Consider the following 12,087-nt stretch of genomic DNA (forward strand, 5'->3'; position numbering starts at 1 on the left):
TTGGAAGCACCCGTGACCACCTGGACCGACCGCACCGCCGACCGTCCCATCTCGCTCACCGCCCCGAGCGGCATCGACCGGGCCGCCCACCACCGGCTCGACGAGGCCTGGCTCGCGGCGGCCTGGAGCCACCCCACGACCCGTGTCTTCGTGGTCTCCGGCGGTCAGGTGCTCATCGACGAGACGGCGGACGGCACCACTGAACTCGTGATGACCCCCTCCTTCGAGGCCCCGCTCACCGAGGCGCACCGATACTTCCTTGGTGCGGACGACGACGGTGTGAGCTATTTCGCACTTCAGAAGGACGCGCTTCCCGGCCGTATCGACCAGTCCGCGCGCCCTGCAGGTCTGCGCGAGGCCGGGCTGCTGCTGTCCCCGCGTGACGCGGGTCTGATGGTGCACGCGGTCGCCCTGGAGAACTGGCAGCGACTGCACCGCTTCTGCTCGCGCTGCGGCGAACGCACGGTCATCGCGGCCGCCGGTCACATCCGCCGCTGCCCCGCCTGCGGCGCCGAGCACTACCCGCGCACCGACCCTGCCGTGATCATGGCTGTCACGGACGACGAGGACCGCATCCTGCTCGGCCGCCAGGTGCACTGGCCCGAAGGCCGCTTCTCCACGCTCGCCGGCTTCGTCGAGCCCGGCGAGTCCATCGAGCAGTCCGTGCGCCGCGAGGTCTTCGAGGAGGCGGGCGTCACGGTCGGCGAGGTCGAATACATCGCCAGCCAGCCCTGGCCCTTCCCCTCCAGCCTCATGCTGGGCTTCATGGCCCGCGCCACCTCGTCCGAGATCAACGTCGACGGCGAGGAAATCCACGAAGCCCGCTGGTTCTCCCGGGAAGACCTGCGGGCCGCCTTCGAGTCCGGAGAGGTGCTGCCTCCCTACGGAATCTCGATCGCGGCCCGCCTCATCGAGCTCTGGTACGGCAAGCCCCTGCCGACGCGAGGGGCAGCCGCCTGACGTCGCTCAGACGCCGATCTTCTGCTTGACCTGTGCCAGCGAAGGGTTCGTGAGCGTCGAACCATCCGGGAAGAGAACGGTGGGAACCGTCTGGTTTCCGCCGTTCGCCTTTTCCACGAACGCCGCGGACTGCGGGTCCTGCTCGATGTTGATCTCGTTGTACGTGATGCCCTCGCGGTCCATCTGGCTCTTCAGCCGACGGCAGTAGCCACACCACGTGGTGCTGTACATCGTCACAGTGCCCTGCATGTCGTTTGCGCTCCTTCACGGCTTCGGGGTGCGTGGTCGCTGGCAGTGCAACGTATGTGACCTGGCGGCCATTCCCGTAGGGGGTACCCGGGGTGCCACGGCGGGACGTGACGCCTGCCGCATTAGCGTGACGCCTGCCGCATTAGTACGACTGCAGGCGCCTCCCTGTGGACAACCGGCTCGTCCGCCTCCTGCGACCTGGCAGCATGGCGGGGTGACAGCAGCAACGCACTCCACCCTCTTCCCGCAGGTTCCGGACACGGCCGACGCGGTGCTCGACGGGCTCGACCCCGAGCAGCGCGAGGTCGCCACCGCCCTGCACGGTCCGGTGTGCGTGCTGGCGGGCGCCGGCACGGGCAAGACGCGGGCCATCACCCACCGCATCGCCTACGGGGTGCGCGCCGGGATCCTGCAGCCCTCCAGCGTGCTGGCCGTCACCTTCACCAACCGCGCCGCGGGCGAGATGCGTGGCCGCCTCCGTCAGCTCGGCGCGGGCGGAGTCCAAGCCCGCACCTTCCACTCCGCCGCGCTCCGCCAACTCCAGTACTTCTGGCCGAAAGCAGTCGGTGGCAGCCTGCCCCGGCTGGTCGATCGCAAGATCCAGCTCGTCGCGGACGCGGCAGCCGCCTGCCGCATTCGCCTCGATCGGGGCGAACTGCGAGATGTCACCGGCGAGATCGAGTGGTGCAAGGTCACCCAGACCATCCCCGCCGACTACGCGGCCGCCGCCGCCAAGGCCGGCCGCGACGCCCCCCGCGATCCGGCCGAGATCGCCCAGCTCTACTCGACGTACGAGGACCTCAAGCGCGATCGCGCGGTCATCGACTTCGAGGACGTCCTGCTGCTGACGGTCGCCATCCTCCAGGACCGGCACGACATCGCCGATCAGGTCCGCTCCCAGTACCAGCACTTCGTGGTCGACGAGTACCAGGACGTCAGCCCGCTCCAGCAGCGCCTGCTGGAGTTGTGGCTCGGTGAGCGCGACAGCCTGTGCGTCGTCGGTGACGCCAGCCAGACGATCTATTCGTTCACCGGTGCAACTCCCGACCACCTTCTCGACTTCCGTACCCGCCACCCCGGAGCCACCGTCGTCAAGCTCGTCCGCGATTACCGCTCCTCGCCCCAGGTCGTCCACCTCGCCAACGGACTGCTCGCCCAGGCCCGCGGCAGGGCCGCCGAGCACCGCTTGGAGCTGATCTCCCAGCGCGCCCCGGGACCGGAGCCCGTCTACGCCGAGTACACGGACGAGCCCGCCGAGGCCGAGGGCGCCGCCCGCCGTATCCGCGACCTCATCGCCTCAGGCGTCCCCGCGGGCGAGATCGCGATCCTCTTCCGTACGAATTCCCAGTCCGAGATCTACGAACAGGCCCTCGCCGACGCCGGGGTGCCCTACCAGCTGCGCGGCGCCGAGCGGTTCTTCGACCGCCCGGAAGTGCGCAAGGCGGGAGCAGCCCTGCGTGCCGCGGCTCGCTTCGGGGGCAACGACTCCTTGCTCGACGACGCCGTCGACCTCCCCTCACAGGTCCGTGCCGTGCTGTCCGGCGAAGGATGGACCAGCCGGCCCCCGGCAGGCTCCGGCGCGGTCAGAGAGCGCTGGGAGTCGCTGGCCGCCCTCGTGTACCTCGCACAGGACTTCGCCACCGCCAAGGCCGGTGCCACTCTCGGTGACCTGGTGGCGGAGCTCGACGAACGCGCGAGCGCTCAGCATGCCCCGACCGTGCAGGGCGTCACCCTCGCCTCGCTGCACTCCGCCAAGGGGCTGGAGTGGGACGTCGTCTTCCTGGTCGGCGTCGCCGAGGGCATGATGCCGATCACCTACGCAAAGACCGACGAGCAGATCGAGGAGGAACGCCGCCTCCTCTATGTCGGTGTCACCCGCGCCAGAGAGCACCTGTGCGTCTCCTGGGCGCTGTCCCGCTCGCCCGGCGGCAGGCCCAACCGCCGGCCCAGCCGATTCCTCGACGGGCTGCGTCCGGGCTCCGTCGCCACCCCGGGTCGCAGCAGCAGCGGCGGCTCGGGAGGCATCGAGCGCGGCGTCGGAAGCAGCGGTGGCACCGTCGTACGGAGGACGAGCCGGACCCCGGCCCGCTGCCGGGTCTGCGGCCGCACCCTGACCGACGCGGGCGAGATGAAACTGATGCGCTGTGAGGATTGCCCCTCCGACATGGACGAAGGTCTCTACGAGCGGCTGCGCGAGTGGCGCGCGGTGCAGGCGCAGCGCAGTGGGCAGCCTGCGTTCTGCGTCTTCACCGACAAGACGCTGATGGCGATCGCCGAGGCCGTGCCCGACGACGAGCGCGAGCTGGCGCGGATCCCCGGCGTCGGAGTACGCAAGCTGAACCGCTTCGGAGCCGACGTTCTGGCTATCTGTGCAGGTCAAGAGCCTGGAGCAGGCGACGATGGTGACTGATTCAAACTCGTCGAAAAAATAGTTTGCGCATGCCCCAGCAATCCCCATAGGTTCTAAGCACGGAAACGGCGGCCTTCTCCAAGGCCCTGGATCCGTGCTGTACTTAATAACCGTCGGACTGGCTCACCCGGTCCCCTTAGACGCCGAGAGGAGGCGATTCCAGTGATCAGCATCACCACCAGCTCCATCAGCACCATCAAAATGACCGATCGCTCGGTCGTCTCCACGTGCATGCTCGGCGTCTCGAACCTGGGCACCGGTCTGTCCGGCATCCCTGCCGCCCGGCCGGAGTCCTCCCTGTCTCTCGCGGGTCTTCCCATCCGTGAGCGCAATGAGCGACCGACGCAGGCACTGGAAGCAGCAGTAGTGGCAGAGGCGCAGGCCTATGCCTTTGCGGCGGCCGGTGCCGGAGCCCTGAAGCAGACAACGCAGCACCACCACACGATGTGGGCCTTCCGTGGGCCTGAACCCTGGAGTGATCCAGCCTGATTCTCGATCAGGCCGGCGCCTTCAGGGCCGCGGAACCCCACCCGGGATCCGCGGCCCTTCTGTTTGTCCCCGACCGGGGGCGGCAGTGCGAAGGGGCCTCGGGACAAGAAAAGAACCCGGTACCAGCCGCCAACCGGCCAACCGGCCGGCACGACCAGACGAGGAAGACGAACCGTGCAACTCGAAGCGCACGCCCCGTCCGTACCGCCTTCCGAAACGATCCCCCCGCCCGGCCTCACGGAGGACTCCACCTTGATCCCGCTCACTGCGCTCACCGCGCTCGACGACGCCATCGAGAACCTCGGCGTACCCGTCCCCTGCCGCTCCTACGACCCGGAGGTCTTCTTCGCCGAGTCGCCGGCCGATGTCGAGTACGCCAAGTCCCTCTGCCGCACCTGCCCGCTGATCGAGGCCTGCCTCGCCGGCGCCAAGGAGCGGCGTGAGCCCTGGGGCGTCTGGGGTGGCGAGCTCTTCGTCCAGGGCGTTGTCGTGGCCCGCAAGCGGCCGCGTGGCCGCCCGCGCAAGAACCCGGTTGCGGCATGAACGCCCGAGGAACGATCGATCGCCCCCTGACGCACGACCCCAAGAAGCAGGCCCCGATGAAGCCGTCCACCAGCGAGCCCGCAGGCTCCGCGATCCCAGACTTCACCACCACCGGCGCGAACGACTCGCGTCAGAACAGGACCCGAGAGATGCAACTCATCCCAGAAGCCCTGGCTCGTGCGCATATGCACGAGCGACTGCACCAGGCCGAGCAGGAACGTCGGGCCGTGCGCCTGGCGACCGCTCGCCGCATGCAGCGCCGGGCCGAGCGCGCCTCGATGCGAGCCCGGCGCGCGCTGGCCATGGCGGTCATGCAGTAGCCCATTGCAGTCGCGGCAGTTCCAGGCAGTGAATCCTCGCGGGGGTCGGTCCGAACGGACCGGCCCCCGCGGTGCGTTGTGCCGGGCGAACCGTCGGCCACGGCGTTATCGTCGCGGGGTGACGAGTCTTCCCGGGGACAGTGACAGCACCGGCTCCGCACCGCGGCGTGACGCGGGCGAGGCCCAGCACATCGTGTGCGCCCGTTGCGGCACCCGGGCCGAGTGCCCCCAGCCGACCTGGACCTGTTCGGTCGAGAACGGTACCCGCAACTACTTCTGCGACAGTTGCGCCCGCACCAACCTCAGAGCGATCGAGGGCCGCCTGGACTCGGCGTGGTGGTAGGCCGGTAGGCCCGTCCACTCAGGCCTCAACCGCCGATTCCTCCTCGTCCAGCAGCTCCTCGTCCGGCAGGAACCCGGGCAGCCACTCCTCCAGTTCATCGCGCAGGCGGACCGTGGCGCCCAGTTGGCACAAGACGCCGATGGTGCTCAGGGTCACGCGATGTATCAGGAGGTATGCCGGGGGCAGGTTGAGTCGCTTGCCCAGCTGGTGGGCGGGGGAGCGGGGGTCGGCCACTCGGGCGGCCTGGCTGCGTATCCAGGTTCGGGTGAAGGTGAACTCGTCCGCCGCGGCCGGTTCGATGATCGGCAGGAGGTAGTCCAGGACCGCGTCGGGTTCGAGGTCTATGGACTCCTTGACGAAGCCCTCTTCGCAGAGCAGTTCGTAGACCGACTCGGCGTCGCCTTCGAGGGTCATGCGGAGGGAGTCGCCGATCGGCAGGGGCAGGCCCCCCGGGAGGCGGTCGACCGTTCCGAAGTCCAGAACGCCCAGGCGCCAGCCGTTCTTCTCGTCCGGCAGCAGACGGAAGTTGCCCGGGTGCGGATCGGCATGGAGCAGGCCGGTGCGAGCCGGTCCCGAGAAGAGGAACCGGGCCAGCAACTGGCCGGCGCGGTCCCGCTGCTCCTGGGTACCGTCGGAGATCACCTCCGACAGCGGTGTCCCGTCGATCCATTCGGTCACGAGGATCTGGTCGCACTGGTGAACTACCGCCGGGACGAGGACGTCCGGGTCGCCCGCGAATTCCTCCGCGTGTGCCGTCTGGGCCTGGGCTTCCAGCCCGTAGTCGAGTTCCTCGGACACCCGGTCGCGCAGTTCGGCGATGAGCGGCTTGATGTCCATGCCGGGGATCAGGGGACCCAGAAGTCTGGCGAATCGGCTGAGCTGGGTCAGATCGGACAGCAGCGCCTCGCCCGCCCCGGGGTACTGCACCTTGACGGCGACCTCGCGCCCGTCGTGCCACACCGCGCGGTGCACCTGGCCGATCGAGGCCGCCGCGGACGGCTTGTCCTGGAACTCCAGGAACAGCTCGGACCAGTTCTCGCCGAGCCGCTCCTCCAGCGCGGAGTGAACGCTGCTTGTCGGGAGGGGAGGCGCTGCTTCCTGAAGCTTCGTCAGCGCCGCGCGATACGGCCCCGCGACCTCCTCGGGCAGTGCCGACTCGAAGACGGACAGTGCCTGCCCGAACTTCATCGCGCCGCCCTTGAGCTCGCCGAGCACCTTGAACAGCTGCTCCGCCGTGCGCTGCTGGAGCTCACGGCCCACGAGCTCCGCCGACTTCCCGCCGATACGTTTGCCGAGCCCCCAGGTCGCCCGCCCAGCGAAGCCGAGCGGTAGCGCGGCGAGTTTGGCGGTACGGGTGACCGCCTTCCGGGGAAGATCAGACATGCGCCCTCCAGGTCCCAGACAGCCGTGCCGCGTACGGCTGTTGCCCCGCCATTGTCTCGTGCGGCTCGCCGTCCTCCGAGGGGCGCTCCCCCTTAGCTTTCTCCGCCGCGCCGCAGGGGCATGCCGGATGAGGCCAGACCGGTCTCGCGTGCCAGTCGAGGCCCGGTACCGATACCTCCCAGCGGGCCCCCGCGCTGGAGGGCAATGTGCCGTCCAGGAAGGCAAGCGCGTGTCCGGCGGCCAGACCGGCGACCCCTGCCGCCAGTGTGAGGTCGCACGCCGGCACCTGGCGCTGCCGCCCGGAGCGCCACTGCGCGACCAGGCGAGGCCAGGTCGGATCCCGGTCGGCGCGTCCCCGGTCGAGGCAGCCCGCGCAGCCGGTGTCGCCGGGCAGGACCATGGGGCCGACGATCCCGGTGCCTTCCACAACACCCGCGTAGAGATGGGGCGTCCCTGAAGCGATCAGAGTCTCGGCCGCCGCTGGATCGGGCGCGTGGATGCCGAGGCCGTCCCGGGGAGTGAGGATCACCAGTGCCAGTCCCCGTTCCTTGTCCTTGTCGTCCTCGTTCGAGGATGTCCCCTGCGAGGATGCCCGAGGTGGACGGTCCGGTGCCGCTCGGCGCACCGCTCGGCGAGCGGCCTCCTCCCGGCGCTCACCGATGGACTCGGCGGGCAGCCCGCCCGGTGCCACGTCCCACGGCTCCACGCGGCCGACGTCGCGCACATCGATCTCGCCCACGCCGGCGCCCGCGAGCAGAGAGGCCAGCACCACTCCCACCCGGCCGGCGCCGCGCACCTGTACGCGCAGTGAGCGCCGGGCGGCCAGCCGCTCGATGGCGTCGCCCGGCTCGCTCGTGACGAGGGAGAGGGAGGCGAGGTCCGGGCGCAGCCGCTCCAGCACCGCCTTCTTCTTGCGCAAGGCGTCCGCGGCCGGGCCGCCTCCGGTCGCGTCGTCCAGCAGGCCGGATCGGGCCAGCCGCTCCACGAGGGCGTCGACATGGCCGTCGGGCAGCCCCATCCTGCGTCCCTCCTCACGCAGGAGCGGCATCCCGCGTGCTCCGTTGAGCAGGTCCAGGAAACTGCCCGTCGCCGTGTCCATCGGGCCCAGCACCATCGCGTGTGGCGGTGCCATCCCGAACTGCACGGTGTTGAGATCCCGCCAACCGCGCCGCAGCGCGGGCTTCACCATCGGATGCATGACCTACCCCCGTAGCCCATAGAGCGTCCCCGTGTGCCGGCGGTGTGTCTCCTGCGCCCGCCGATCGAATGCCAGCATGCCCGTCCGGGCCGAACGATGCCGAAAGTTGTCCACAGGCTGCACCGTTCGTCATACAAATCAAGCGCACGGAGTGCGGATCGGCATCGAACCGTCCCGGGGGCGGGACTTCCCCCGTGTGCAGCGGGTAACGTCGGGGCGTGCCCGCCGACCCACTGCACCGCGCCGGAAAACCACAGCGCAGCACGACGAGCCCGCCACCAAGCGGTTCGGGGGCGAGCGCGATCGAGGTCCGCAGGAGCGCGCGACGGCGCAGAACGGTCTCCGCGTACCGCGAGGGCGATCGCACCGTCGTGCTCATCCCCGCTCGGATGTCCGAGGCGGAGGAGCAACGCTGGGTGACCGTCATGCTCGACAAACTGGCCGCCCAGGAGAACAAGAGGGTGCTCGGCGACGCCGAGCTGGCCGAGCGTGCGGAGCGCCTGTCCGGCCAGTACTTCAACGGCCGGGCCCGGCCCACGTCGGTGCGCTGGGTCACGAATCAGAACACGCGCTGGGGCTCGTGCACTCCGTCCGAGGGCAGCATCCGTCTGTCGCACCGGTTGCAGGGCATGCCCGAGTACGTGGTCGACTACGTTCTCGTCCACGAACTCGCCCACTTGCTCGTGCCCGGACACGGGCCGCGCTTCTGGCGGCTTCTCGAGGCGTATCCGCGTACCGAACGTGCGCGCGGCTACCTCGAAGGGGTGGTCGCTGCCGACCGGCTGCCCCATCTGCCCGCCGCACGCGACGAGTAGAGCGGGTCCGCCCTCAAGGGCCGATTGTGTACCGGGTCTGTACCGGCTTCGTCCACTCCCAGAGTTTGCCGTTAGCCTGACGCGACGCACTCGCATTCGGGATGGGGGACGGTCGTTACGCATGGCCAGGGAATTCCAACGCGGCCACAAGGCCAAGATCAGTGACCTCACCGCGGGCACCGATCTGTACGTAGGCGTGCAGATCACCGGCCCCGGACTGACCTTCGACATCAGTTGCTTCGGTCTGGACGCCGACGAACGGCTCTCGGACGACCGGTACTTCGTCTTCTTCAACCAGCCGAAGACCCCTGAGGAGTCCATCCAACTCCTCGGCGCCCAGTCGGGCGACACGGAGTCCTTCCGTGTGACCCTCGACCGGATCCCGGCGCAGATCCAGAAGCTGTCCTTCACGGCGACCATCGACGGCTCCGGGCAGATGTCGCAGATCGCCCCCGGATATCTCCGCGTTGTCGCCGGTGGTGAGGAGGTGGCCCGGTACTCGTTCAGCGGCGCGGAGTTCTCCACGGAACGTGCCGTGATGCTGGGCGACTTCTACTTGAAGGACGTCTGGCGGTTCGCCGCCGTGGGACAGGGCTTCGACGGCGGCCTCGACGCGCTGCTGAAGAACTTCGGTGGCGAGGTCGCCGAGGAGCCGCCCGCCGCGCAGCAGCCGCAGGCCGCGGCCGCACCGTCCTTCGCACCCCCGGCCACCGCGCCGCCCGCGTTCGGCACCCCGGCCGCCTCCGCCCCGGCACCCGCTCCCGCCCCGGCGCCCGCGCCGCAGCCCGCCGCGCAGGGCTTCGCGGCGCCCTCGGGAGCCACGCCGCCGCCCGCTCCGGCGCCCGCCGCGCCCTCGGTGCATGCCGCACCGACCATCGTCGCGCCCCTGCACACCCCGCCGGGCGGCCCCGTTCCGCCGCCGGGCCCCGCGCCGTACACGCAGCCGCCCGGGCAGCCCGGTCCGCCGCCCGGATACGGCCAGCAGCCTCCCGGCCAGACGGCTCCGATGCCGCCCGGTTACGGCCGGCAGGCTCCGTCCGCCCCTCCCGGTTATGGACAGCAGACGCCGACCGCGCCTCCGGGCTACGGTCAGCAGCCGCAGTACGGGCAGGTCCCGGGCCAGGGGCCCGGACAGTACCCCGGCCAGCCCGGCGCGCCCTCTGCGTACGGCGCTCCCCAGGGCGCCCCGCAGGGCGGCGCGGGCGTGGCCGCCGCGCTGGGGGCCTTCAAGGAGACGCCCACCGGCCAGCGGTGGACGCAGCAGAACAAGAAGCTCATCCGGGTGGACCTCGGCATCGGCGGTCAGCCCGTACTGGCCCGCCAGGGCAGCATGGTGCTCTACCAGGGCAAGGTCGACTTCAGTTACAAGGGCGCCGGCTTTGCCGGGCGGATCGTGGGCAATGCGACCGGCCAGGAGATGCAGCTGATGCGCTGTACGGGCCAGGGGCAGGTGTTCCTCGCCGAGAACTCCACCCACGTGCACCCCATCGAACTCCAGGGCGACGCGATCTGTGTCTCCGCGGAGAACGTGCTCGCCTTCGACGAGTCGCTCCAGTACGAGGTGCGCCGGATCGAGGGACACGGCATCCCCGGAGGCGCGCTGTTCACCATGCAGTTCCAGGGGACCGGCACGATCGTCGTGAAGACGCACGGTGCCCCCGTCGTGCTGCCGGTGACGCCCACGACCTTCGCCGACTGCAACGCCGTCGTCGCCTGGTCCGCGGCCGCACAGGTGATCGTCTCCAGCCAGGTGCGGATGCGCCGGAACGCCTACCCCGGCGACACCGGAGAGAGCGTGAACCTTCAGTTCCGCGCCGCGCCCGGCAATTTCATCGTCGTCCAGCCGTACGAGGTCTGAGGGAGCCCGTCATGAACCAGCCACTTGCGGGCTTCGCCCCGGCACCCGTCACCGCCCGCATGGAGAACCACGGCAACCACATGCTGAAGGTCGCCATGCAGACCGGAAACGACCTCCTCGCGCGCGTGGGGTCGATGGTCGCCTACGAAGGGTTCGTCCAGTACGAGCCCAACCCGCCCGCCGTACGCCAGATCGCGCGCGACTGGGTCACCGGCGAGGGCGCGCCGCTGATGAAGTGCTCCGGTGACGGCCTGCTCTACCTCGCCGACTACGGGGCGAACGTCGTCGTCATCAACCTCAACGGGGACGCGATCTCCGTCAATGCCACCAATCTGCTCGCCTTCGACGCACACCTCCAGTGGGGCGTCGAGCGGGTGAAGGGGCTCGCCAAGTTCGCCGGCCAGGGCCTGTGGAACACCAAGATCTCCGGCCAGGGATGGGTCGCGCTGACCTCCCGCGGCAAGCCGATCGTCGTCGACTGCGGCGGCGGTGAGGACGAGACGTACGTCGACCCGGACGCGCTCGTCGCCTGGTCCCCGAACCTCAAGGTGAAGGGCAAGCGCAGCTTCAAGGCGCAGTCGCTGATCGGACGCGGCAGCGGCGAGGCGTACCAGATGGCGTTCTCCGGGCAGGGCATCGTCGTCGTCCAGCCCAGCGAGGACAGCACCGACCGCCTCCGAGTCCGGGGCTGAGGGGGAGCACGACACCATGCAGAGCCCGCTTTTCGGCTACAACGAGCAGCAGACGCAGGAGCGCTACAGCCTGCAGAACTCGCAGATGCTGCGCATCGTCCTGGAGGGCCACGACGACATCCTCGCTCGCAAGGGCACGATGGTCGCGTACCAGGGGCTCGTCGAGTTCGACGCCGAGTACCAGAACACCAGTCAGCAGCGCTCGCGTGCGTACACCGGTGAAGGCCTCGACCTGATGCGCTGTCACGGGCAGGGGACGGTCTACCTCGCCAACCTCGCCCAGCACGTGCACGTCATGGAGGTGGAGCAGGACGGCCTCACTGTCGACAGCAGCTATGTGCTCGCGATGGACTCCTCGCTGCACTACGACGTCATCGCCGTGGACAGCCAGTACGGCATCTCCGGCTCCGGCAAGTACCAGCTCAACATCACGGGACGCGGCAACGTCGCGCTGATGACCTCCGGGATGCCGCTGATGATGCAGGTCACACCGGACAAGTACGTCAACTGCGACGCCGACGCCATCGTCGCGTGGTCCACCGGCCTGCGCGTGCAGATGCAGGCCCAGACGCACTCCTCGGGCGTGTTCCGGCGCCGTGGCAACACCGGTGAGGGCTGGGAGCTCAGCTTCCTGGGCCAGGGCTACGCGCTCGTCCAGCCCAGTGAGTTGCTGCCTCCACAGAACGCCGTGATCGGACAGGGCCTCGCCGCGCAGTACGGCATGGGCCAGCACGGTGCGCACGGGCAGAACCAGGGCAACGTCTGGAGCTGACCACCCGTCAGTCCAGGAAGCGAACGTAAGGGGCGACCGCTTTGGCGGACGCCCC

Annotated in this window: 13 protein-coding genes; 10 read left to right on the forward strand and 3 right to left on the reverse strand. The window is 69.7% G+C overall.

Annotated features, from left to right (window positions below; all coding sequences use genetic code 11):
* Positions 1–12 precede the first annotated feature (12 nt).
* The gene (gene nudC, locus ACIBK0_RS31655; protein WP_399087438.1) at positions 13–960 is read left to right on the forward strand and encodes an NAD(+) diphosphatase; all 948 of its coding nucleotides are present in this window, start codon (positions 13–15) and stop codon (positions 958–960) included.
* 6 nt (positions 961–966) lie between these two features.
* On the opposite strand, the gene ACIBK0_RS31660 is transcribed toward nudC, so the two are convergent.
* Positions 967–1,209 (reverse strand): mycoredoxin, encoded by a 243-nt coding sequence (locus tag ACIBK0_RS31660; RefSeq protein ID WP_081219297.1) that lies wholly within the window; start codon positions 1,207–1,209, stop codon positions 967–969.
* Between the two features lie 127 nt (positions 1,210–1,336).
* On the opposite strand from ACIBK0_RS31660, the gene ACIBK0_RS31665 reads away from it, so the two are divergent.
* The 5 genes from ACIBK0_RS31665 to ACIBK0_RS31685 all read left to right on the forward strand — a co-directional run bounded on the left by ACIBK0_RS31665 (position 1,337) and on the right by ACIBK0_RS31685 (position 5,314).
* On the forward strand, positions 1,337–3,619 hold the full coding sequence (locus ACIBK0_RS31665) for an ATP-dependent DNA helicase UvrD2 (protein WP_399087441.1): 2,283 nt from the start codon (positions 1,337–1,339) through the stop codon (positions 3,617–3,619).
* Positions 3,620–3,781: 162 nt separating this feature from the next.
* Positions 3,782–4,108 carry a hypothetical protein gene (locus ACIBK0_RS31670; RefSeq protein WP_399087442.1) on the forward strand — a complete coding sequence of 109 codons (327 nt, stop codon included), beginning with the start codon at positions 3,782–3,784 and terminating at the stop codon, positions 4,106–4,108.
* A gap of 174 nt (positions 4,109–4,282) precedes the next feature.
* A complete protein-coding gene (locus ACIBK0_RS31675) occupies positions 4,283–4,651 on the forward strand; it encodes a WhiB family transcriptional regulator (protein WP_054228178.1) in 369 nt (122 codons plus the stop codon).
* Positions 4,648–4,971, forward strand: a complete 324-nt coding sequence (locus tag ACIBK0_RS31680) for a hypothetical protein (RefSeq protein WP_388882909.1) — start codon at positions 4,648–4,650, stop codon at positions 4,969–4,971. Before ACIBK0_RS31675 ends, ACIBK0_RS31680 begins: the two co-directional genes overlap by 4 nt.
* Before the next feature lie 118 nt (positions 4,972–5,089).
* Complete coding sequence (locus ACIBK0_RS31685; RefSeq protein WP_399087445.1) at positions 5,090–5,314, forward strand: hypothetical protein; 225 nt, start codon at positions 5,090–5,092, stop codon at positions 5,312–5,314.
* Positions 5,315–5,332: 18 nt separating this feature from the next.
* Here the strand turns inward: ACIBK0_RS31685 and ACIBK0_RS31690 are convergent, their stop codons facing one another.
* Both ACIBK0_RS31690 and ACIBK0_RS31695 read right to left on the reverse strand, forming a co-directional pair.
* Entirely contained in the window at positions 5,333–6,697 is a 1,365-nt protein-coding gene (locus tag ACIBK0_RS31690) for an ABC1 kinase family protein (protein ID WP_399087447.1), read from the reverse strand.
* The gene (locus ACIBK0_RS31695) at positions 6,690–7,895 is read right to left on the reverse strand and encodes a TOMM precursor leader peptide-binding protein (protein ID WP_399087449.1); all 1,206 of its coding nucleotides are present in this window, start codon (positions 7,893–7,895) and stop codon (positions 6,690–6,692) included. Before ACIBK0_RS31695 ends, ACIBK0_RS31690 begins: the two co-directional genes overlap by 8 nt.
* Before the next feature lie 218 nt (positions 7,896–8,113).
* On the opposite strand from ACIBK0_RS31695, the gene ACIBK0_RS31700 reads away from it, so the two are divergent.
* From ACIBK0_RS31700 to ACIBK0_RS31715, 4 genes are all read left to right on the forward strand, one after another.
* Positions 8,114–8,710 carry a M48 family metallopeptidase gene (locus ACIBK0_RS31700; RefSeq protein ID WP_399087450.1) on the forward strand — a complete coding sequence of 199 codons (597 nt, stop codon included), beginning with the start codon at positions 8,114–8,116 and terminating at the stop codon, positions 8,708–8,710.
* 121 nt (positions 8,711–8,831) lie between these two features.
* A complete protein-coding gene (locus ACIBK0_RS31705; RefSeq protein ID WP_399087452.1) occupies positions 8,832–10,568 on the forward strand; it encodes a TerD family protein in 1,737 nt (578 codons plus the stop codon).
* An 11-nt stretch (positions 10,569–10,579) separates the two neighbouring features.
* Positions 10,580–11,260, forward strand: a complete 681-nt coding sequence (locus ACIBK0_RS31710; RefSeq protein ID WP_189189372.1) for an AIM24 family protein — start codon at positions 10,580–10,582, stop codon at positions 11,258–11,260.
* A gap of 16 nt (positions 11,261–11,276) precedes the next feature.
* On the forward strand, positions 11,277–12,032 hold the full coding sequence (locus ACIBK0_RS31715; protein ID WP_399087455.1) for an AIM24 family protein: 756 nt from the start codon (positions 11,277–11,279) through the stop codon (positions 12,030–12,032).
* Positions 12,033–12,087: the final 55 nt, after the last annotated feature.

The sequence above is a fragment of the Streptomyces sp. NPDC050564 genome (genome assembly GCF_044457265.1).
In the GTDB taxonomy this organism is placed as follows: Bacteria; Actinomycetota; Actinomycetes; order Streptomycetales; family Streptomycetaceae; genus Streptomyces.

Coding starts and splice junctions, on each gene's coding strand:
- ACIBK0_RS31695 (WP_399087449.1), bottom strand. CDS start 7,895: ATGCATCCGATGGTGAAGCCCGCGCTGCGGCGCGGTTGGCGGGATCTC.
- ACIBK0_RS31680 (WP_388882909.1), top strand. CDS start 4,648: ATGAACGCCCGAGGAACGATCGATCGCCCCCTGACGCACGACCCCAAG.
- ACIBK0_RS31710 (WP_189189372.1), top strand. CDS start 10,580: ATGAACCAGCCACTTGCGGGCTTCGCCCCGGCACCCGTCACCGCCCGC.
- ACIBK0_RS31660 (WP_081219297.1), bottom strand. CDS start 1,209: ATGCAGGGCACTGTGACGATGTACAGCACCACGTGGTGTGGCTACTGC.
- ACIBK0_RS31705 (WP_399087452.1), top strand. CDS start 8,832: ATGGCCAGGGAATTCCAACGCGGCCACAAGGCCAAGATCAGTGACCTC.
- ACIBK0_RS31715 (WP_399087455.1), top strand. CDS start 11,277: ATGCAGAGCCCGCTTTTCGGCTACAACGAGCAGCAGACGCAGGAGCGC.
- ACIBK0_RS31690 (WP_399087447.1), bottom strand. CDS start 6,697: ATGTCTGATCTTCCCCGGAAGGCGGTCACCCGTACCGCCAAACTCGCC.